This window comes from Allohahella marinimesophila, assembly GCF_039538005.1.
GTDB lineage: Bacteria > Pseudomonadota > Gammaproteobacteria > Pseudomonadales > Oleiphilaceae > Allohahella > Allohahella marinimesophila.
In genome coordinates this window covers 43983-65334 of sequence record NZ_BAABBO010000022.1, presented here as the reverse complement: position 1 = coordinate 65334, position 21352 = coordinate 43983, and the positions used below count along the sequence as shown (strand labels likewise).

Here is a 21352-nt window from a genome sequence, read left to right as displayed (position 1 = left end):
CGGCGCCGAGATTAGTCTATGCTTCCAAAGCCTTACTTATGCTAGAGTGACCGCCGAATAATCGGCCGCTGAATTACGAACGGGAGAAAACAGTGCTGGAAATGCTCATGGCTGGCGGGTTCATCATGATACCCATCCTGCTCTGCTCAATAATTGCCTTCGCCATCATCCTTGAGCGCTTCTGGACGCTTCGCCACAGCAAGATCGTTCCTCAGGAAGTGATCAATGATGTGCTGGGCAAGCTCAAGAACAAGCAGCTCACCACCCGTTATCTGAAGGATCTCAGGGAAAAGGCGCCAATTGGCCGTCTGCTGTCAACCGGACTGCTCAATGCCAAGCATGGTCGCGAGATCATGAAGGAAAGTATCGAGGAAGAGGCGAGCCATGTCGTCCACGACCTCGAACAGTTTCTTACCGCACTGGGTACCGTGGCCGCCGTCGCACCGCTGCTCGGCCTGCTCGGTACGGTTATCGGCATGATCGAAGTATTTGCCGAAATCCAGATTGCCGGAGCGGGCAATACACAGGCGCTGGCCGGCGGGATCTCCAAAGCCCTCATCACCACAGCCGTAGGTCTGACCGTCGCCATACCGGCGCTGGTGGCCCATCGCTATTTCCAGCGTCGGGTAGATGAAATCGTGGTCGAGCTCGAGCAGCGCTCGCTCAAGCTGGTGGAGGTCGTCCATGGTGAGCGCGAGGTCACTGACGAGGGGACTGGCTCACTGTGAAGTTCAAGCGTCAACACAAGGAAGAACTGTCGGTCAACCTCACGCCACTGATCGATATCGTCTTTCTGCTGCTGATCTTTTTCATGGTATCGACGACTTTCACCAAGGAATCGCGCCTGCAGATCGATCTCCCAAAAGCCTCGAGTGACCCTGTAGCCGCCGAGAGCACACAGCTCGAGGTCGTTATCGATCCTCAGGGTAAATACCGCGTGAACGAACGTCTCCTGGTCAACAGCCAGCTCATCACACTCAAGCGCGCCATCGAACAGCTGTCGGAGGGTGATTCGACCTTGCCATTCATCATTACCGCAGATGCTCAAACGCCACATGAATTCGTGGTGAGGGCGATGGATGCAGCCGGTCAAATTGGCTTTACCAGGTTGAGTATCACGACTGAAGCTCAGGCCGCTGGTGATGGTGACAACGAAGCTGATGGCGGCGCTGATGCGCAGTAAGCCCGGCAATGTTTGCACCAGGGCAGGCTTGGGTAAGAAGGCCTGCAGTGGCCGATAGACAAAGTAATCTGGAAGGCCTGTCATCGGAGGCGGAAGAGTATCCGAGCTGGCAGGTCTACCGGCGCATCCTTGGTTACGTCAAGACCCTGAAGAAGTGGTTCATACTCGCGATCGTTGGCAACGTGATCTATGCGACCGCCAGTGCCCTCATGGCACCGGGCCTCAAATACATCATCAACAGCATCGAGAATCCAACCGAAGCCAATCGCGTGCTGGTAGCCGGACTTATCGTCGCGCTGTTCATGCTTCGGGGGCTCGGCGCATTTATGGGTCAGTACTTCATGGCCAATGTGTCCCGCGGTATCGTGCATGACATGCGGCAGAAGCTGTTCCAGAACCTCATTCGTCTGCCCGCGACCTTCTTTGACCGCAACAGCTCGGGCCATCTGCTGGCCAAGTTTACCTATAACATCGAGCAGGTGACCTTCGCCGCCACCAATGCGGTGACGCTGATCTTGCGCGAAGGCCTGACCATCGTGGGCCTGCTGGCTTACATGCTCTATGAAAACTGGCGTCTCACCCTCATTTTCCTGATTGCCGGGCCGATCATCGCCGTCGTTATCCGTGTGGTGACCCGACGCTTCCACAAGCTGAGCAAACAGATCCAGCTGTCGATGGGCGATGTGAATCATGTCACTGGCGAGTTGATTGGTGGCTACCAGGTGGTGCGGACCTTTGGTGGCGAAGACCGTGAAGTGGCCCGTTTCACCAAGGTGAGCAAGAATAACGTTCGACAGTCGCTGAAGATGGCCCTGACGCAGGCGGTATCAACGCCGGTTATTCAGATCATCATCTCACTCTGCATTGCGGTTCTCGTCTGGGTCGTACTTGATCCCGCCATTTTGCGGGATATGTCTACAGGCGCGATTGTAGCCTTTCTGACGGCAGCCGTGACCTGTGCCAAACCGGTCCGGCAGCTGACCAGTGTGAATGCCGTGATCCAGCGCGGTATCTCTGCTGCCCAGGATGTGTTCATGCTGATTGATGAGCCGCGCGAAGCCGACACTGGTACCCACGTCGCCGAGCGTGTCCGAGGTGATATCGAAATCAATCATCTCACCTTCACTTACCCTGGACAGGAGACGGCCGTTCTGGACGATATCACACTGTCCATCAAGGCGGGTCAGACCATAGCCTTGGTCGGCACTTCGGGAAGTGGCAAGTCAACACTCAGCAGCCTGCTCCCGCGGTTCTACGATTGCGAACCGGGGCAGATCCTGCTCGATGATATTCCGCTGCAGGACTACACATTGCACAGCCTGCGCCAGCAGATCGCGCTGGTGTCGCAGCAGACGATTCTGTTCAACGACACGGTTCACAACAACATCGCTTATGGTGATCTCGGCGATGTATCCCGAGAAGCTGTGCGGCAGGCCGCGAAAGACGCCAACGCCCTCGAGTTCATCGAAGCATTGCCTGATGGCTTCGATACCAGCCTGGGGGATAATGGCAAGCGCCTGTCCGGCGGACAGCGCCAGCGTCTTGCGATCGCACGCGCATTGCTGAAGAACGCCCCGGTACTGATTCTCGATGAGGCCACCTCCGCGCTGGACACCGTGTCGGAGAGGGCTATTCAGGATGCCCTGGAACGCTTGATGAAGGGCCGAACGGTCATTCTGATAGCCCATCGCCTGTCCACAATCGAGCAAGCCGATCTCATCGTGGTCATGAGCGAAGGCCGTATCGTCGAACAGGGTACACATGACGAGCTGCTGGCGAAGCAGAGCGCCTACGCTCTCTTGCACAGCCAGCAGGTGAACGATCGGCCGATCGATATCACTGGCGAGGAAGCGCCACGGACCACTCAGGGGCCTGATCAGGCGCCTGACGACTTCGAATGAGCGCCTGGTGACGAACTGGCTGGAGCGGCTCTGGTATCCGGCAGCGGGTGAGCGGCTCACCGTACTGCAAGGCCTGGCCCTCCTGCTCCTGCTGCCACTCTCCTGGCTGTTTACGGCTGTTGCTGCTCAGCGGCGGCGAGGGCTGGCCCGGCAAGCTGCCGCGTCGCCTGTGCCAACGCTCATCGTGGGCAATCTTTCGGTGGGCGGTACCGGAAAGACCCCCCTCGTCATTGCGCTCATCAGGCGCTTGCAGACTGACGGCTTCCGCATCGGGGTGATCAGTCGTGGTTATGGCAGTGAGCCGCAAGGTGGTGCAGGTTATCCACTTGGTGTGGGACAGTATCCCGACGCATCGATAGTCGGCGACGAGCCGCTGCTGATTCATCATGCCACCGGCGCGCCCGTCTACGTCGATCCTGATCGCCCACGGGCCCGCCAGGCATTGCTGCACGCCCACCACTGCGATCTCGTCATCAGCGACGATGGCTTGCAGCATTATGCCTTGTCCCGTGACTTCGAGCTCGTGGTTATCGATGCGAAACGTGGCCTCGGCAACGGCCATTGCCTACCGGCAGGTCCGCTGAGAGAGCCGCCGTCCAGACTGAGGGATATCGACGCCATCATCGTTAATGAGGGCGCCATCAAGCAGACCGCAAGCAAGCAGCACAGCGAGGGCCAGGCTGTTGCCGACGCCGAGCGCAGAGGGCGGTCAGAAACACTGCCTGGTCTGACCGCATCTAACACGGCCACAACGCTCGCCGGCCGCTGCTGGCCCATGACGCTGGCCACGGAGCGCCTGAGACCTCTCCTTGGTCACGAAGCTGAACCCTCTTCTGCGGACCTTGGCAGCCCCGGAGAGCGCCAGCTTGCCCCGCCCCAGCCCGGCGAATCCATTACAGCAGTAGCCGGCATTGGCAATCCATCCCGCTTCTTCGATACGCTCAGAGCCCTCGGCTACAAGGTCGTCGAGTGTCCCTTTCCGGATCACCATGACTTCCAGGCTGCAGACTTCAGCGATCTACAGGGCCCAGTCGTCATGACCGAGAAGGATGCGGTGAAGTGCAGGGCGCTCCTGGCTGACAGAAGTCAGCAGTTCTGGGTTCTCGGTGTCAGCGCAATTCTTCCCGAGGGGCTCTATCAGCAGATCCTGCACGATCTACTCGGTGTCGCGAAGCCAGATATGCGGTAAAGTAGGGGATATTTATGCAGCGCATTGAAGCGCTGTCACCGGCATCGATAAACGGAGTTCGACAATCGTGGATAAGAAATTACTCAGTATTCTCGCCTGCCCCCTGTGCAAAGGCGATCTCAGGTTCGACCGTGAAAAGCAGGAGCTCATCTGCCGACCTGATGGCCTGGCCTTTCCAATTCGGGATGGCGTACCCGTCATGCTCGAAAGCGAGGCTCGAACCCTCACGACTGACGAGCGCCTGTCCTGATGCCTGGGTTCATCGTTATCATTCCTGCGCGCTTTGCCAGTACAAGACTCCCGGGCAAACCGCTCATCGACCTCGCTGGCAAGAGCATGATTCAGCGCGTATACGAGCAGGCAACTGCCAGTAGTGCGACGACGGTCTATGTAGCGACCGATAGCGTGCAGGTGGCTGAAGCCGTATCAGCCTTCGGCGGCAACGTGCTCATGACCAGTGCAGAACACGGCTCGGGATCAGAGCGCCTGGCTGAATGCGTCGACTTGCTCGAACTTGCGCCAGAGGACTGTGTCGTCAACGTTCAGGGCGATGAGCCCATGCTGCCACCTGGTCTGATCGATGATGTCGCTGCCGTGCTGCTGCACGACGAGCGGACTCAGATGTCCACACTGGCCACACCCATTTCGACCCAGGCCGAATTCGAAAATCCGAACGCGGTCAAGGTCGTGCTGGATGGCGAGGGCAGGGCACTCTACTTTTCCCGCGCACCAATCCCCTTTCGCAGAGACGGCGCTGCCCCCGCAGATGGCGCCGCCTACGGGCTGAGGCACCTCGGCATCTATGGCTACCGGGCCAGCTTTCTACGCGAATACGTTAACTGGACGCGAACTGAAATCGAAGATGTCGAAGCGCTCGAGCAGCTCCGTGCGCTCTGGCACGGTGCGCGCATCAGAGTGGACGTCACTCACCAGACGCTCGGCCCGGGGATAGACACCCAGGCCGATGTCGACCACGTGCTCCAGTTGCTCAAGCAGCCTTCAGGAGTGCCGTCAGAATGATGAAGATACTGTTCGTTTGCCTCGGTAACATCTGCAGGTCCCCCTCGGCCGAAGCCGTGTTTCGTGGGCTCATCGCGGAGCATGATCTCGAGCGACACTATAGGCTCGACTCGGCCGGCACGGGTGACTGGCACGTCGGCAAGGCGCCCGACCCCCGGGCGGTCGAAGCCGCTGGTAAACGCAATCTCGACCTGTCGTCACTTCGCGCAAGACAGCTTGCCCCCGAAGACTTTCAGGCCTTTGACGCCATCGTTGTCATGGATAACCAGAACTTCGAAGACGTCATGAACCTGTGTCCCAGCCAGAGCCTCGGCAAGATCTCAAAGCTCTCTGACTACGCCAGGAATCCTGACATTCGCGCTATTGACGATCCATATTATGGCGACGATCATGGTTTCGATCGCATGCTCGACAGCCTTGAAGATGCCTGCGCTGGTTTACTGGAGAGGCTCGAAGTCAGACGCAATGCCCTCGCAGAAAGATCCTGACGCCATCGAGGGCTGGCAGTCTGAAGTCGACCTCGAATGCTTCAATACCCTCGCCATTCCGGCAGTGGCTGAGCGTTTCTGTCAGGTTGTCTCGCTGGACCAGCTTCGCGACAGCCTGGCGACCTTCAGCGCTGCTGGATACGATAATCCGCTAATCCTTGGCGGTGGTAGCAATGTGGTACTCACACAGGCACGGTACCCAGCTGTCGTTCATCTTCAGATGACAGGTATCGAGTTTGGTGAACGCGGCCGTGTACAGGTGGCGGCTGGCGAAAACTGGCACGCCTTCGTGCAGACGACGCTTGCACACGGCTGCTATGGACTGGAAAACCTGGCGCTCATTCCCGGCAGTTGCGGTGCCGCCCCGATACAGAATATAGGCGCCTATGGCGTTGAGGTCGGGGAATTTATTGTTGCGGTAAGCGCCGTCCATCGGCATACCGGCAAAATCCAGGAATTTTCTGCAGAGGCCTGTGGCTTCGCCTATCGGGACAGTTACTTCAAGACTACCGAAGGTCGAGAGTGGGTGGTCGTAAGGCTGCATCTGCAACTGAGAGAATCCGCCAGGCTCAACCTGGATTACCCGGAACTGGCAAGGGCCTGGCAAGCTCAGGTGGAGTGGCTGAGCGAAGCTGAACTGGCCATCACCGATGAGGCCCGTCGCCTTGCCTGCGTAGTGGCCGCGCTCAGGCGGCACAAGCTTCCGGATCCAGCCATCAAGCCAAATGCCGGCAGCTTCTTCAAGAATCCTGTAGTGGATAGCGCCAGCTTCGAGCAGCTGCAGCGGCAGTGGCCCGATATCGTTGCCTTCCCACTGGCAAACGGCCAGGTAAAGCTCGCCGCCGGCTGGATGATTGATCAGGCCGGCCATAAGGGGCGTGTGTCTGACGGTGTCGGGCTACATGATCGACAGGCCCTGGTGCTGGTTAATCCTGGGCATCGAAATGGTGAGGCGGTGCTGGCCTTCGCCAGTAGCATACAGGCGGACATTGCGAGGCAGTTTGGTCTCAGTCTCGAGATCGAGCCAGATCAGTACTGACGCCAGGAGCTTCATGTTCGTTCATGAGTTCCACGCGGTTTCGGCCGTTCTGCTTGGCCAGGTACAGCGCTCGATCAGCAGCGTCCACCAGCAGATCCGGAGTCCGGTAGCCGGTTTGCACATTGGCGGGTAGCGTGGCGGCCACCCCAATGCTCATGCTCAGGTTGATGCTGACCGCCTCATGGCTAATGACTGTCTTTGCTACGAGTTCGCGAATGCGCTCGGCTACGGCGACAGCAGACTGTGCAGTGGTGTCGGCTAACAGGATGATGAATTCCTCGCCACCCCAACGGCCCACAAGATCAGTCGGTCGCTGCACCACACTGGTTAACAGTTTCGCGACTTCCCGAAGGGCCTGATCGCCGAAAGGGTGCCCGTACTGGTCATTTACCGCCTTGAAGTGATCAAGGTCGAGCAAGAGAACAGACAGCGCCATGCCCTGGCGTTCGCTCCGGCCCCATTCCCTCTGCAGGGTGGCATTGATGGATCGACGATTGCTCAGCCCCGTCAGTTCATCCGTGGTACTCAGCAGCTTCAGTTCACGGTTCGCATCAGCCAGCTCGGCCATGGTGTGCTCAAGTGCCTGAGTGCGCTCACGGACATGCAGCTCGAGCTCGACCCGGGTCTGCTTCTGCGCTTCGATTGTCTCGAGTTGCGACTGGTTAAGCCGTCCCAGCGCCTCGCGCTCAGCGGCAGCGCGGGCCTGCCACTGCGTCTGCAGACGGAAGGCGAGACCGATGGAGAGGATGAATACTTCAAAGGCTATGCCGACCTGGAAGGCGTTAAGTGTCATGGCATTGGCCGGAATCAGACCCAGCTCGAGCAGAATGAACACCCACCGCGCCCGAGATCAGGGCGGACCAGCCCGCCACGTAGAACATGGCCTCAAAATAGCCCTTGCGCATCTGCACCACCGCTGCGACGAATAACATGGTTCCGCCGGGTGGAAGTATGATGCCCGCCAGTAACAGCGCAGAGCTGTAATCGCCGAACAGACAGTAAATTCCGAGCAGTACCCAGAGCCAGGCCAACACGCGTAACGCAACATCGAACCTTGGCAGATGCTCAGGTAGACGCAGGAAGGCGCGGGTAAACATGACGCTGATGCCGGCGCCAAGTATCAGCACGAGCACGAAAACACGCTGATTCCACTCGGGACTATCGGGCCAGATAAACTGGTAGGCATAGCCTTTGGCGATGAACAGGAACATGCCGGTGGAAAATACGAAGATGCTATAGTAGATGTAGGCCCGATCCTTGATAGCGCCAAAGACGGCAATACTGGTGACGATCATGATCGCCATCAGGCCGTAAAAGCTGCCCTGAATAAGGTTGGTGCTGGCAACGTCGGCAACATAGAGATTTTCTGAGCTTAGCCGCATCGGTATCCGCATGCTTTGACGGCTCTGCACCCGCATCACCAGCCAGTCGGTAGCGCCTTGTTCGGGCAGTAACACAAAGCTGAAGTTATTGTCCCTCACCATCCGCAAATCGAAAGGCAGGCTCGCACCCACGGTGTACTGACGTATCTGTAGTGCCTCGGGCTGCTGGAGCAGGGCGCTGGCCTGGGAGAGGTCCCATCGTAGTTGCGGTGCTGGCTCCGACTCGACCTTGGAGAAAGCGAAGCGGGTGGCGGTGCCGTGCGAACCGCTCAATATGGCTGCGGTCTGGTTGCCGCCATCAACGCTGTGCTGCGCGTTCACCGCTTCATCGTCGAGCCATTCCGAAGCAGGACCTTCGCCATTCTGATGAATTCGGAAGAGATCGATACGATCCAGCATGGGCGCCTGAATCTGCAGTAGCCAGCGCCTGACCGCAGCGCCTGCTGGCCAATCGAGCCCAAAGGCCAGCCAGACGTGATCAGTGGTGAGGCCCAGGTTCGGAATGTCTTCGATCGGCTGCCACTGCTGCAGAAGCTCCGGCGCCAGAACCTCCTCGAGCTGCAGACTTGCACTGGCGTCCCGAAGCATCATCAACCCTGGAATGAGATCAAGCTCATTGACGACTACGGACGGCTGAACATCGCTGTTGTCGGCTGACACCTGGGCACTCGCGAACGCCAGGCTGGTCAGGATGAGAAGCCACAGTGGCAGGCTGCACAAGTCCTTCCGGCAGCAGGAACGCAATGGGCCAAAGCCTTGGGACGCTATCAAAGGCAAGAGGGAATCTTCGGCATGGTCAGTGTCATGACATCAAGTCTAGACGAGGTCAGGCGTTTAGACCTGCCGAGGGAGAGAAAATCTGATATATAAAATGTCCCCGTGGCGCTACCATCACGACTTCGAATTGTATACAATCCATGTCCGTTTCGTGAAGAAGTCACCGATAAACGCCTTATTATAGCGTTTGTGGAGGAATCTTGTATTCAATTCAGCCATCAGAGCCGTTGCAGACGAGTGGTCAGTCTACCCTGGGCGAACAGGCTTTTGATCTTCTGCAGACCGCAATTATTCGTGGCGATATTGAAACAGGCGCCCGGGTGAGCGAGGCAGACCTCATGACTCGCTTCGCCCTCGGTCGCGCGCCGGTTCGAGAAGCCATGCAGCGTCTGCAGGCCAGAGGTCTGATCGTGCGTCGGCCACATGCCGGTGCCAGAATCATCTCACTCTCCGCCCAGCAGCTGGACGAGCTCTACCTGGTGCGTGAGGCGCTCGAAGGCATGGCCTGCCGTCTGGCGGCCATTGCAATGACCGATGAAGAGCTTCGCAGCCTGCGTGAACTGCTCGAACAACATGCTGATGACATCAGGCGCGAAGGTGGTCTGGAGTATTATCAGCGTGAAGGCGATTTCGATTTTCACTACCGCATTATTGCCGGCTGCAAGAACGAGCAGCTTGCGCGACAGCTGACAGGTGATCTGTACCATCTGCTGCGGCTCTACCGCTACCGGCTCAGCACCCTTCGCGGCCGGCCCGAGCGGGCGCTGAAGGAGCATATGCGGGTGCTGGACGCGCTGGACGAACGCGATCCAGATCTTGCCGAGTTGCTGATGCGCCGGCATATCTCCGCTGCCAGAAACAATCTGCTGACCAGGCTCAGCGCCACCACGCTGCTACAGAACAGGAGTTCAGATCGATGAACGAGAACACTCACAGAAATAGCCCGGGCCACCGCTTCAGCGAGGCCATCGCTTCCGAGTCACCATTGCAGGTCGTTGGCACCGTGAACGCTTACTGCGCCATGCTGGCCGAACGGGTCGGCCACAAGGCCATCTATCTGTCCGGGGCCGGTGTAGCCAATGCCTCCTATGGACTGCCCGACCTCGGCATGACCAGCCTCAACGACGTCACCGAAGATGTTCGTCGCATAACAGCAGCCTCGTCACTGCCGCTGCTGGTCGATATCGATACCGGCTGGGGCGGCGCTTTCAACATCGCCAGAAGCATTCGGGAGATGGAACGGGCTGGCGCTGCGGCTATCCACATCGAAGATCAGGTAGCGCAAAAGCGCTGTGGACATCGCCCCAACAAGGCCATCGTCACTACCGCAGAAATGTGCGACCGCATCAAGGCAGCCGTCGATGCGAGAATCGATCCGGATTTTTTCATCATGGCGCGAACGGATTCGTTCGCCAGCGAGGGCCTGCAGGCGGCCATCGACCGTTCCCACGCTTTTGTCGAAGCGGGCGCAGACGGTATCTTTGCCGAAGCCGTCAATGCACTTGACGATTACAGTGCATTTACCTCCGCACTCGATGTGCCGGTACTGGCCAACATTACCGAGTTTGGCCAGACGCCGCTGTTCAACAAGGCTGAACTGGCCGAAGTTGGGGTCGCCATCGTCCTGTACCCGCTCAGCGCGTTCAGGGCGATGAACAAGGCCGCTCTGAATGTCTATGAGCATCTGCTCGAGGACGGTGATCAGAAAGCCGTCGTGGACAGTATGCAGACACGAATGGAACTCTATGATTACCTGAATTATCACGCCTTCGAGCAGAAGCTCGATGCGCTGTTCAATAAAACCGGGGAATGAAGATGGCTGAAAAAAAGACCGAGAAGAAGCTGGGCGGCGCTGGCCTGCGTGGCCAGGTAGCAGGGCAGACAGCACTCTCCACAGTGGGCCAGGCTGGTCATGGGCTGACTTACAGGGGCTTCGATATCGAGACCCTGGCCGAAAAGGCCTGCTTTGAGGAGGTGGCATATCTGCTGTTGCGTGGTCACCTGCCGAACAGAACCCAGCTCAGTAGCTACCGAACCAGACTCAAGGGCATGCGCAAGCTTCCCGAAGCCCTCAAGACCGTGCTCGAGCAGATCCCGGCCGAATCGCATCCAATGGACGTCATGCGCACTGGTTGCTCGATGCTGGGTAATCTCGAGACCGAGCAAAGCTTCGACGAGCAGGACGAGCGAATCGATCGCATGCTGGCCTTGCTGCCGAGCATCATCTGCTACTGGTACCGCTTCAGCCATGACGGCATTCGTATCGATCCAGCCGCCAGTTCGGCAGATTCCATTGCTGGACACTTCCTCACGCTTCTGCATGACAAGGCGCCGTCGGCATTGTTCGAGCGCGTACTCGATGCCTCGCTGATTCTCTACGCGGAGCATGAATTCAATGCGTCGACCTTCACCGCGCGGGTGTGTGCATCGACCCTGTCGGATATCCATTCCTGTGTCACCGGTGCTATCGGCACACTGAGGGGCCCTCTTCACGGTGGTGCGAACGAAGCGGCCATGGAGCTCATCGAAAGCTTCCAGACGCCGGACCAGGCCGAAGAAGGCCTGATGCAGATGCTCGCCCGCAAGGACAAGATCATGGGCTTTGGCCATGCCGTCTACAGCGACTGCGATCCACGTAACGCCATTATCAAGCGCTGGTCTGAAAAGCTTGCGAAAGATGCTGGCGACGAACGGCTCTACGACATCTCGGTTCGCTGTGAAGAAGTCATGTGGCGCGAGAAAAAACTGTTCTGCAACGCCGACTTCTTCCACGCCAGCGCCTATCACTTCATGGGCATCCCGACCAAGCTGTTCACGCCAATCTTCGTCATGTCGCGAGTCAGCGGCTGGACTGCTCACGTGAAAGAGCAGCGTGCAAACAACCGCATCATCCGTCCATCGGCGGATTATACAGGCCCGGAATCTGCCGAATGGGTCGACCTGGACAACCGCTAATACCAACAGGAGCTATGTCATGAGTGCAAATGTCGATCTCAACGATCGCCCGGATTACGACGACGCCATACAGGCCATTGCCGACTATGTGCTGGATTTCGATATCACCTCCAGCGAAGCCTGGGATACTGCCCGCAACTGCCTGATCGATACCCTCGGGTGTGGCCTGCTGGCGTTGCGTTTCCCGGAGTGCACCAAGCACCTCGGGCCTATTGTCGAAGGTACCGTCGTGCCCCATGGTGCGCGAGTGCCGGGCACCCAGTTCCGCCTGGACCCGGTGAAGGCCGCCTGGGATATTGGCTGTATCATTCGCTGGCTGGATTACAACGATACCTGGCTGGCTGCCGAGTGGGGACATCCCTCCGATAACCTCGGCGGTATTCTCGCAGTAGCCGATCACCTGTCACAGAAGCGTATTGCCGATGGCAAGTCGCCACTGACGATGAAGTCAGTGCTCGAAGCGATGATCATGGCGCACGAAATCCAGGGCGTTCTCGCGCTGGATAACAGCTTCAACCGCGTCGGCCTCGACCATGTGCTGCTCGTCCGTGTGGCTTCTACGGCGGTCGTGGCCAAGCTCATGGGTGGCAACCGCGAGCGCATCATGGCAGCGGTGTCTCAGGCCTGGGTCGATGGCTCTGCGCTGCGGACCTATCGCCATGCGCCGAATGCCGGTTCGCGCAAGTCCTGGGCTGCCGGCGATGCCACCTCACGTGCCGTTCGCCTGGCCGATATCACCATGCGTGGCGAGATGGGCATACCAGGTGTGCTGACTGCCAAGCAGTGGGGCTTCTACGATGTATCGTTCAGCAAGACCAATGCTGATCAGAAACTGAAGGATGCCGACAAGCGCCAATTCAGCTTCCAGCGCGACTACGGCAGCTACGTCATGGAGCACGTGCTGTTCAAGATCAGTTTCCCTGCAGAGTTCCATGCGCAGACCGCTGCCGAAGCCGCTGTCACGCTGTATCCAGAAGTGAAGGAACGCCTGCACGAGATCGAGCGTATCGAGCTCACCACTCACGAGTCCGCCATCCGCATCATTTCAAAGGTTGGTGCACTGGCGAACGCCGCTGATCGTGACCACTGCCTGCAGTACATGACAGCGGTGCCACTGGCATTCGGCAACCTGGTAGCCGAGCACTACGAAGACAGCTTCCACAAGAACAACCCGATCATCGATGAGCTGAGGGAAAAGATGGTGGTTGTGGAAGACAAGCGGTATAGCGCTGAGTATCACGAGCCGGAAAAGCGTTCGATTGCTAACGCGATTCAGGTGTTCTTCAAGGATGGCACTTCAACCGAGAAGGTCGAAGTTGAATACCCAATCGGGCATCGTCGTCGGAGAGAGCAGGGCATTCCGCTGCTGGAAGACAAGTTCCGCAACAACCTGGCAACCCGTTTCCCGGCCTTCCGCTGCGAGCAGATCTTTGACTTGTGCAAGGATCAGAGCGCGCTGGAAAATACTCCGGTCAACGAGTTCATGGACCTCTTCGTAATCTGATACTGCTGTAGTCTGTTCTGGCCGTCGCCTGATTCGCATGCGGCGGCCAGTCACAAGTCAGCTTAGAGCCGGCCGTCCACTTCTGAACGCGGCAGCACATACTTCACATCAAACAGAACGTGATCTGACTTGCCGTAGGCGTGAATGCGCTCGCCGCCAAGCTCGACAAACTGTCTGTGCCCTACAGCCAGCACAATGGCATCATAATCACCAGCCTTTGGCTCGTGCACCAGCTGTATGCCATATTCGTGTTCGGCTTCCGCCGGGCTCGCCCATGGATCAAATACATCAACCGTTGCGTTGTAATCCTTGAACGATGAAATCAGGTCGATGACCTTGGTGTTGCGGATATCGGGGCAGTTTTCCTTGAAGGTCAGTCCCATGATCAACACTTTCGAGCCGCCGATATGAATGCGTTTTTGTGTCATCAGCCGTACCACGCGCTCGACCACACCACGACCCATACCGTCGTTGATGCGACGTCCGGAGAGAATCATCTCGGGATGATGGCCTACTGCCTGTGACTTGTAGGTCAGATAATACGGGTCAACGCCAATGCAGTGTCCACCGACGAGGCCTGGCCTGAAAGGCAGAAAGTTCCACTTCGTTCCGGCAGCCTCGAGCACTTCGAGCGTATCGATGCCAAGCTTCTCGAAAATCTGCGACAGTTCATTGATCAACGCGATATTGACGTCACGTTGCGTGTTCTCGATCACCTTGGCCGCTTCAGCGACCTTGATGCTGCTAGCCTTATGAGTGCCCGCCACGATGATCGACGCATAGAGTGCATCGACCTTATCCGCAATCTCAGGCGTACTGCCCGAAGTCACTTTCAGGATGTTGGTAACACGGTGTTCCTTGTCGCCAGGGTTGATCCGCTCAGGGCTATAACCGGCATAAAAATCCGTATTGAACACGAGACCGGAAACTTCTTCGAGAATCGGAATGCACACTTCTTCCGTTGCACCAGGGTAGACAGTGGACTCGTAAATGACGATGTCGCCCTGCTTCAGGACGCTGCCGATCATGCGGCTTGCGCTGCGCAGAGGGCTGAGATCGGGTGTCTTGAACGCGTCGATTGGCGTGGGCACGGTCACGATAAAGATGTTGCAACGCTTGAGGTCACTGATCTCGGCGCTGTAATCGAGCTTGTCGGCAGCTGCCAGCAGTTCTGGTTCAACTTCCAGGGTGTGATCTTCGCCAGCGCGAAGTTCCTGAATCCGGCGCTTATTGATGTCGAAGCCAAGTGTGGGGTACTTCTTGCCAAACTCTACCGCGAGAGGCAGGCCGACGTAACCCAGCCCCACGATGGCGATATGAACATTATCCTGCACTGTAGATCCTTCCTCCGAATGCTCGAGATGCGCTCGAGCTTATAAAAGTCAGCCAGTCCCTGCTGGAGTGTATCTGCGGACTGCCAAGTCTGAACTGAGTATAGCTTCCCCAGCAGCCTGTCAAAGTGAAATCAGTGCGAATCGCTATAGGCTTTGAAAATAGCTGACTCGATATCGCTCAGCTGGGTCTGCATCAGGCCAAGCAGCGTCTGCCTCGCAGCCGCGCAGTCCGCCTCGGCACAGGGTGCTGAGCTGTAGAGCAGGGCAGCATCGCTGCGTCCCTTGAGGAACAGACTCTCGAGCTGTCCGATCTTCGCCGACACGCCGCCGGTATAGAACGATCCACCTATCACGTAACTATACAGAACAGCCGATCGCTCTCCGGATCCCCTGTGCTCCAGTTCCAGCCATTGGAAACCTGGCAGCTCAGCAGCATACGTATCCAGTGGCCGCCAGAGACGACCGTCGAACAGTGAATTATTGTACTGAATCAACTCGGCCCTGTGCTCCTCGCGGGAGTACAGGTAGATATCGATCGTCATCTGCTGCTTTGATTCCAGGGCAACATAGCTGCCTTCGTACTTTTGCGTGAAACCTTTCATTTCGGCACGTGGCGCGTCGGGGAAGCGGAAGGCAATGCGGGTCCATGGCTCCCCGCCAGCATTGGTGCTCAGCTCACCCGGCATGACGATCGGCGCAAACTCATTCGCCTTGGCGGTCATCCCATGCATGAGCTGGGTGCCTGCAGGTATACACAAAATGACCGCGGCCACAGCTATCCAGAGCCAGCGCCTGACAGGCGTTTCTGTTTCGGTACTGACAGCATCTGGAGAAGCGGCAGCCCCAGTAGCGCTAGCCGGATCCGATTCGAGACGGCGTGCATACCAGAACCAGGGGATCATGGCGCCAGCATAGAGATACCAACCAAAATTATCGTGGTCCTGAATCAGCGGTGACTGCATGTCGGTGTAGTAGCCAATGGCAATAATGGCCGCCACCCGAACCCAGTTGGTGATGAGCGAGACGAGAATCGCTGAAAGAATCAGTTTGACGATCTGTTGGCGCTTATCGAGGTAGAGATGTGCGTACAGGATGCCCAGCAGCAAGCTGACCAGCAGGTATCGCAGACCCGAGCAGCCGCCAGCCACTTCAAAGGTGCCCTGCGGAATCTTGACGAAGAAGCCATAGATATCGGCTTCAATATTGATGGCCCACAATGCAAACTCGCTAGCCTTCGTCGTGAGCCATTGCAGGGGATAATTCAGGTAGTCCCACACCGGCATGGCAAAATACAGAATGCCCACAGGGACTGACATGCGGTAGAGTGCGCCGGCACCGAGAATAAGCACGAGTCCGCCATAGATGATCGCCGGTACTAGCAGTTGCTGGACGAACTCGACGCCGGTCAGCCAGGCCAGTGTCCACAGGGCAGCTGCCCCTGCAGTGGCAAAGGCCAGAGCCGGGGTCATCAGTGGCAGCGCCGCCAGACCACGGCCTGGTCCGACTGGTAAGGCGCGAATAATAAGCCAGAGCGTCAGGGCGAGCACCAGAAAGCCGTGACCGTAGGACTGGTCTAGCTCGACCCATTTGCCGAACAGCGACAGCCAGGTTGGCGCAAAAACGATGCCACAGAGGGCAAGCCAGATGGCCACGGGCCAAGCCTGCGCCGGCAAGGTTCTGTCCTGCAAGGGCGTTGAATCTACTACATGTGCCGACTCGGTATCGGGCGCGGGGTCGTGACTACTCATGCTGTCCTGTCTGCACCATAGAGGTCGTTTGGCCTGAAATCTGTCATGGAGCGGCGCAGATTGCCAGCTATACTCAGTTTTTACCAGTTTCAGATGCGTAATTGTCAACAATTGTAAAGGATGCGTTCGCCGGATAGAAAAGCAAGGGTCGCTCTGGTAGAGTATCGCCGTTTTTTCAGTCACTTGTATTGTGGTACCGCTGCGTGATTCGCACGTATGCGTAAGGATTCTTCAGGGGCGTTTCGTTGGCACGAGTCAGGATATTCCGGCATTACTTTTACATGCCGTACATGGTGCTAGGCCTACTCGATGCGGCCTTCATCTTCGCTGCCTGTTATCTGGCAATCTATTTCGAATTCTTCCAGATGACCGATTATTTCAACGCCTATGCGCTTGAAGTGGTCAGTGCGCCGATACTGTTTACAGTCGTCAACTTCACCGCAATCGCTGCGCTGGGGGTCTATCCGGCCAAGCTGACGGAAGGCATGACCGGGATGATGCTGAGAACCATCATCAGTATCCTGGCTGCGACCCTGTTCATCGGTTTTATCGTATATGTGTTCTCGCCGGTCTTCTGGGCGTTGGAGCGTGGCGTGCTCGAACTCGCCTCGCTGTTGTCCATCTTCATTCTCGGCCTGTGGCGGCTCATATTCTTCTTCTTCGTGCGTGAGCAGTACTTCAAGCGTCAGGTGCTGGTGCTTGGCGCTGGCAGGCGCGCAGCCGACCTCATTCGTGAACTGGCAGAACCCAGTAGCCGACAGGGCGTCAGTCTGATTGGCTTTGTGACCTCTAACGGTGACGAGGTTCACATCGGCGAGGAGAATCACATCTTCACGCCCGCCAGCCTTAGCGAATACTGCAAGACGCATCCGGTCGACGAGATCGTGATTGCCCTGGACGACCGTCGCAAGAAGCTGCCGCTCGAAGAGCTGCTCGAGTGCAAGATGTTTGGTGTCAATGTTATCGATGCAGCGAGTTTCATCGAACGTGAAGTTCGCAAGGTGGCGCTCGATCTCATTCAGCCAAGCTGGATGATCTACTCGGACGGCTTCGGTGGCGTATCCGCCACGCAGTTCGTGAAGCGAATCTTCGATATCGCCGCGAGTCTGGTGCTGCTGCTGGTGTCCTGGCCAATTATGCTGCTCACCGCGCTGGCTATCAAGATAGAAGATGGCATCAGGGCGCCGGTCTTCTATCTGCAGGAACGGGTAGGGCTGAATGGCAAGCCGTTCAACGTCATCAAGTTCCGCAGTATGGGGACCGACGCCGAGAAGAGTGGTGCGGTCTTTGCGCAGAAAAATGACGTACGTGTAACGAAAGTAGGGGCATTTGTTCGTAAAGTGCGAATTGACGAACTCCCCCAGATCGTTAATGTACTCAAGGGCGACATGGCCTTCGTCGGGCCACGTCCGGAGCGACCAGTATTCGTAAAACAACTCGCGAAGAACATCAGCTACTACAATGAAAGACACCGGGTGAAACCCGGCATTACAGGCTGGGCTCAGCTCTGTTTTGCATACGCAGACAATGAAGAAGACACGAAGGAAAAGCTTCGCTACGACCTGTACTACATCAAGAACCAGAGCTTGTTGCTGGATCTGATCGTGCTGGTGCAGACGGCCGAAGTCATTCTGTTCAAGAAAGGCTCACGTTAGCAGGACCCTCTTCGGGGCAGCTGTAATCATTTGATAGGCTATGAAAGGGAAACTTAATGTCGAAATTACCGGGTAAACTGCTGCGATCGATGCAGTGGCTACGTCGTGCTACAGCCTTAGTGTTAGTGGTCTCTGTCACGGCGGTTCTGGGGGCCTGCGAAACTGTCTCATACTCAGATTCCGATCTGATTGACGCGGCGCTCAAGGCCAAGCCGCAGTCGCTGGAAACCTACGTGCTGGGCCCGGGAGACGCAGTGAGTGTATCCGTATGGCGAAACCCCGATCTGTCCACAGAGACCACCATTCGGCCGGACGGCAAACTGTCCAGCCCTCTCGTTGGCGATCTGCTCGCTGCCGGCCTTTCACCAGAACAGCTGGCCACCGCCATTGAAGACAGGCTCTCGGTATATCTCAAGGAGCCGAAAGTCAGCGTCATCGTTCGCAACTCCAACAGCTATGAGTTCACAAATCGGGTCAGAATTACCGGTGCAGTCAACAATCCACAGTCCATTCCATACAAGGAAGGCGTTACAATACTCGACCTCGTGTTGTCCGCTGGTGGCATGACCGACTTTGCGAAAGGCGGTAGCGCTATCCTTTACAGGCAGTTCCAGCAACAGACAGTCGTGATTCCGGTAGATCTCGAAGCCATCATGAATGGCGGCGATATCAGGGCAAATTACCGCCTGCTACCAGGTGACGTCATCACAGTGCCAGAGAAAATTCTCTAGACAGGGACGCACTGCGGGCAGCCTCAAGCCCACGGCATAGTATTGAACACCCGGATTGAAAACCCGATTTGAAACCAGAGTAAGCTTATGGCAGTTGCAATCAGCGATCTTCCCAGTGAAGTCGTCAAGGTGCTCAGGGCGCGCAAATGGACTTGGTTCTTCCTTTTCCTGCTTGTTGCGTCCTTTGTACTTCTCGTTGGCGTCGTTTTTCCGAAGAAATATATCTCTCATGCGGTGATCAAGGTCGACGACCCCAACCTGATCAATCCGCTCATGAACGACAAGGCGCCAGCCGCCCATCAACGGCCGGACCGCGCAGCGGCCATTCTCGATGTGCTGAATAGCAGGGAAATCCTGCTTCAGTTGGCCGATATGGAAGAGATTTTCGGAGAAGTGAAGACGCCGGCCGATGAAGAGCGGGTGGTTCAGCAGATGCGGCTGAATATCTCTGTCGAAAAGCAGGGCAAGGAGTATATCAAGATTGGCTATTCCTCACCCGAGCCTGAACATTCCTTCGTGATTGCACAGAAACTGACCCAGCTTCTGATCGACATTACCAGCTCCAACAAGCGTGAAGATGTGCGGGCCGCTTACGAGTTCATCGACAAGCAGGTCAGGGCGTATCAGAGCCAGATCGAAGCCAGTGAAAGGCGCCTGAAGGAATTTCTGGCGTCCAAGTCAGTAGGTAGCGAAGCGCAGGTGTCGAACAAGGTCATAGACCTCGAGCGTCAGATCGAAGAGACCCGATTGGCCAAACAGGAAGCTGAAACCCAGGCCAGAGTGTTGCGGTCAAAAGTGGGCGGTGGTTCGGACAGTCAACAGGACCAGGGTCAGTATGCTCGTTACGAAGAGCGGATCATGGCGCTGCAGCAGCAGCTCGATACGCTCCGACTGTCCTATCAGGACAGCTATCCAGACATCGTCAGTCTCAAGCAGCAGATCACTGAGCTCGAACGCCTGCGCGATCAGTTGAGAGCCAGTAACCCAAGCGCCGTTACGCCTTCTGGTCCCGGTTTCCGCGATTTGCAGACCGAGCTGCTGGCCACCGAAACCCGAATTGAGACCCTCGGCACCCGCCTGAATTCTCTCGGTCAACTCCTCACCCTGGAGCAGGGCCGTATGGAGCGCGTGCAGGATACCCGCGCCAAGGTGTCAGAGCTGACACGCGACTATGAAGTGAACAAGGAAATCTACGATGATCTGCTGCAGCGTCGAGAGCGCGCTCGGGTCTCACTCCGGATCGATGTTGAGGGTTATGGTGTCAATTACGTGCTGCATGAAAGCGCGCGCCTGCCAAGAGAGCCTGCCGGTCTGGCTTTCTACCACTTCGCCTTCGCTGGACTGCCGCTTGGGCTACTGGCGCCTTTCGGTATCGCGATAGCCTTCTGCATGGTCGACCCACGGGTCCGTTCTGCTGCGCTGCTGCATGAGAACACCGGTGTGCCTGTACTCTCTCACATTCAGTATCTGGTGACCCCTTACGAAGAGCGCAAGAACAGATCCAAAACGCGCACCATCATCATACTTTCCATTTTCGCAGCCGTTGCCTATATCGTCGTTGCGTGGTTCATATATGCCGGAGGCGTGTAATGGCTGACGAATTCAAGAAGCCGAAGTCCCTTGATAATCAGGGTGGTGACAAGCGTGGCCAGCGTGGCGATGTCGTCACCAACGACAATGGCAGTGGTGCTGCCAAGGACTCCGTACTGGTGCCCAGTTCCTGGGAAGTCCAGGAAGGTGGTCTCGAGCGCTATGTCGTCAGCAAGCAGATCGTTCGCATGCGCGAGCCCGGGCTGCTATCGCCGGATGACCTCTGCGAAAAGCGCATCATCTTTCCCGAGAGCCCCTATCGAAAGTCTGTAGAGCGCTTCCGGGAGTTGCGTACCAAGTTACTGGAAATCAGTCGCGGCCATAACTTTGCCCTCGTCGTATCCAGCATCGTGCCTGGTGGCGGTGCGTCGTTCAACGCGATCAACCTGGCAGCGGCCTTCGCCTTCGACAGCAGCAAGACTGCGCTGCTGATCGATTGCAACCTGCGTTATCCGAAGCTGCACAGCGTGTTCGATCTGTTGCCGGATCGAGGCGTGACTGACTTCCTCGAAGATCCCGACATGGATATTTCCACCATTATCTATCCAACGGGCATTCGTCGACTACGTCTTGTGCCAGCCGGTAGTCAGAAAGAGTCTGCCAGCGAGTACTTCACCTCGTTCAGGATGCATCAGTTCCTGCAGACTCTTCGTCGCCGGTATCCGGATCGATTCATCATTCTGGACACACCGCCGATTCTCGAGTCGCCCGATGCGCGCATACTGTCTGAAGTCTGCGATTACACGCTGTTAATCGCCCCACATGGAAGAGTCACCGAAAGCCAGGTCGTTGAAGCGGCGTCTGCCATTCCAGAGGCAAAGCTTGCCGGTGTCGTCGTTAACGGATGAGAGAACAC

General features: G+C 57.2%; 20 protein-coding genes. 16 read left to right on the top strand and 4 right to left on the bottom strand.

Features of this window, described 5'->3' with window-relative positions:
• Positions 1-92: 92 nt before the first annotated feature.
• From ABD735_RS19225 to murB, 8 genes are all read left to right on the top strand, one after another.
• Positions 93-728 (top strand): MotA/TolQ/ExbB proton channel family protein, encoded by a 636-nt coding sequence (locus tag ABD735_RS19225; RefSeq protein ID WP_344809546.1) that lies wholly within the window; start codon positions 93-95, stop codon positions 726-728.
• Positions 725-1183 carry an ExbD/TolR family protein gene (locus ABD735_RS19220; RefSeq protein ID WP_344809544.1) on the top strand — a complete coding sequence of 153 codons (459 nt, stop codon included), beginning with the start codon at positions 725-727 and terminating at the stop codon, positions 1181-1183. Before ABD735_RS19225 ends, ABD735_RS19220 begins: the two co-directional genes overlap by 4 nt.
• A gap of 47 nt (positions 1184-1230) precedes the next feature.
• Entirely contained in the window at positions 1231-3084 is a 1854-nt protein-coding gene (msbA, locus tag ABD735_RS19215) for a lipid A export permease/ATP-binding protein MsbA (protein ID WP_344809542.1), read from the top strand.
• Positions 3085-3091: 7 nt separating this feature from the next.
• Positions 3092-4273: a tetraacyldisaccharide 4'-kinase gene (gene lpxK, locus ABD735_RS19210; protein ID WP_344809540.1), complete on the top strand. Its 1182-nt coding sequence runs from the start codon at positions 3092-3094 to the stop codon at positions 4271-4273.
• Positions 4274-4340: 67 nt separating this feature from the next.
• Entirely contained in the window at positions 4341-4523 is a 183-nt protein-coding gene (locus ABD735_RS19205) for a Trm112 family protein (RefSeq protein WP_344809538.1), read from the top strand.
• A complete protein-coding gene (kdsB, locus tag ABD735_RS19200; RefSeq protein ID WP_344809536.1) occupies positions 4523-5293 on the top strand; it encodes a 3-deoxy-manno-octulosonate cytidylyltransferase in 771 nt (256 codons plus the stop codon). Before ABD735_RS19205 ends, kdsB begins: the two co-directional genes overlap by 1 nt.
• Positions 5290-5781, top strand: a complete 492-nt coding sequence (locus ABD735_RS19195; protein WP_344809534.1) for a low molecular weight protein-tyrosine-phosphatase — start codon at positions 5290-5292, stop codon at positions 5779-5781. Before kdsB ends, ABD735_RS19195 begins: the two co-directional genes overlap by 4 nt.
• Entirely contained in the window at positions 5759-6820 is a 1062-nt protein-coding gene (murB, locus tag ABD735_RS19190) for a UDP-N-acetylmuramate dehydrogenase (protein WP_344809532.1), read from the top strand. The genes ABD735_RS19195 and murB overlap by 23 nt, the downstream gene beginning before the upstream one ends.
• On the opposite strand, the gene ABD735_RS19185 is transcribed toward murB, so the two are convergent.
• Positions 6789-7655 (bottom strand): GGDEF domain-containing protein, encoded by an 867-nt coding sequence (locus ABD735_RS19185; protein ID WP_344809530.1) that lies wholly within the window; start codon positions 7653-7655, stop codon positions 6789-6791. The genes murB and ABD735_RS19185 overlap by 32 nt on opposite strands.
• Positions 7603-8922 (bottom strand): 7TMR-DISM family protein, encoded by a 1320-nt coding sequence (locus tag ABD735_RS19180; protein WP_344809529.1) that lies wholly within the window; start codon positions 8920-8922, stop codon positions 7603-7605. Before ABD735_RS19180 ends, ABD735_RS19185 begins: the two co-directional genes overlap by 53 nt.
• 257 nt (positions 8923-9179) lie before the next feature.
• On the opposite strand from ABD735_RS19180, the gene ABD735_RS19175 reads away from it, so the two are divergent.
• From ABD735_RS19175 to prpD, 4 genes are read left to right on the top strand one after another with little or no spacing between them, the layout of a single operon-like run.
• On the top strand, positions 9180-9899 hold the full coding sequence (locus ABD735_RS19175) for a GntR family transcriptional regulator (RefSeq protein ID WP_344809527.1): 720 nt from the start codon (positions 9180-9182) through the stop codon (positions 9897-9899).
• Entirely contained in the window at positions 9896-10792 is an 897-nt protein-coding gene (gene prpB / locus ABD735_RS19170; RefSeq protein WP_344809525.1) for a methylisocitrate lyase, read from the top strand. Before ABD735_RS19175 ends, prpB begins: the two co-directional genes overlap by 4 nt.
• Before the next feature lie 2 nt (positions 10793-10794).
• Entirely contained in the window at positions 10795-11934 is a 1140-nt protein-coding gene (prpC, locus tag ABD735_RS19165) for a bifunctional 2-methylcitrate synthase/citrate synthase (RefSeq protein ID WP_344809523.1), read from the top strand.
• A gap of 19 nt (positions 11935-11953) precedes the next feature.
• Positions 11954-13438, top strand: coding sequence for a 2-methylcitrate dehydratase (gene prpD / locus ABD735_RS19160; protein WP_344809521.1), 1485 nt, complete (start codon positions 11954-11956; stop codon positions 13436-13438).
• Positions 13439-13500: 62 nt separating this feature from the next.
• On the opposite strand, the gene tviB is transcribed toward prpD, so the two are convergent.
• Together tviB and xrt are read right to left on the bottom strand one after the other, a co-directional pair.
• Positions 13501-14772 carry a Vi polysaccharide biosynthesis UDP-N-acetylglucosamine C-6 dehydrogenase TviB gene (gene tviB / locus ABD735_RS19155; protein ID WP_344809519.1) on the bottom strand — a complete coding sequence of 424 codons (1272 nt, stop codon included), beginning with the start codon at positions 14770-14772 and terminating at the stop codon, positions 13501-13503.
• A 131-nt stretch (positions 14773-14903) separates the two neighbouring features.
• Positions 14904-16520 (bottom strand): exosortase, encoded by a 1617-nt coding sequence (gene xrt, locus ABD735_RS19150; RefSeq protein WP_344809517.1) that lies wholly within the window; start codon positions 16518-16520, stop codon positions 14904-14906.
• A gap of 245 nt (positions 16521-16765) precedes the next feature.
• On the opposite strand from xrt, the gene ABD735_RS19145 reads away from it, so the two are divergent.
• The 4 genes from ABD735_RS19145 (at position 16766) to ABD735_RS19130 (ending at position 21344) form a co-directional block, all read left to right on the top strand.
• Positions 16766-18175, top strand: a complete 1410-nt coding sequence (locus tag ABD735_RS19145) for a TIGR03013 family XrtA/PEP-CTERM system glycosyltransferase (RefSeq protein WP_344809515.1) — start codon at positions 16766-16768, stop codon at positions 18173-18175.
• Between the two features lie 56 nt (positions 18176-18231).
• Entirely contained in the window at positions 18232-18906 is a 675-nt protein-coding gene (locus tag ABD735_RS19140) for an XrtA/PEP-CTERM system exopolysaccharide export protein (protein WP_344809513.1), read from the top strand.
• An 87-nt stretch (positions 18907-18993) separates the two neighbouring features.
• Entirely contained in the window at positions 18994-20496 is a 1503-nt protein-coding gene (locus ABD735_RS19135; protein WP_344809511.1) for an XrtA system polysaccharide chain length determinant, read from the top strand.
• Entirely contained in the window at positions 20496-21344 is an 849-nt protein-coding gene (locus ABD735_RS19130) for a P-loop NTPase family protein (protein ID WP_344809509.1), read from the top strand. The genes ABD735_RS19135 and ABD735_RS19130 overlap by 1 nt, the downstream gene beginning before the upstream one ends.
• The last annotated feature ends 8 nt before the right edge of the window (positions 21345-21352 follow it).

Coding starts and splice junctions, on each gene's coding strand:
- kdsB (WP_344809536.1), top strand. CDS start 4,523: ATGCCTGGGTTCATCGTTATCATTCCTGCGCGCTTTGCCAGTACAAGA.
- ABD735_RS19195 (WP_344809534.1), top strand. CDS start 5,290: ATGATGAAGATACTGTTCGTTTGCCTCGGTAACATCTGCAGGTCCCCC.
- murB (WP_344809532.1), top strand. CDS start 5,759: ATGCCCTCGCAGAAAGATCCTGACGCCATCGAGGGCTGGCAGTCTGAA.
- prpB (WP_344809525.1), top strand. CDS start 9,896: ATGAACGAGAACACTCACAGAAATAGCCCGGGCCACCGCTTCAGCGAG.
- prpC (WP_344809523.1), top strand. CDS start 10,795: ATGGCTGAAAAAAAGACCGAGAAGAAGCTGGGCGGCGCTGGCCTGCGT.
- prpD (WP_344809521.1), top strand. CDS start 11,954: ATGAGTGCAAATGTCGATCTCAACGATCGCCCGGATTACGACGACGCC.
- xrt (WP_344809517.1), bottom strand. CDS start 16,520: ATGAGTAGTCACGACCCCGCGCCCGATACCGAGTCGGCACATGTAGTA.
- ABD735_RS19140 (WP_344809513.1), top strand. CDS start 18,232: ATGTCGAAATTACCGGGTAAACTGCTGCGATCGATGCAGTGGCTACGT.
- ABD735_RS19135 (WP_344809511.1), top strand. CDS start 18,994: ATGGCAGTTGCAATCAGCGATCTTCCCAGTGAAGTCGTCAAGGTGCTC.
- ABD735_RS19130 (WP_344809509.1), top strand. CDS start 20,496: ATGGCTGACGAATTCAAGAAGCCGAAGTCCCTTGATAATCAGGGTGGT.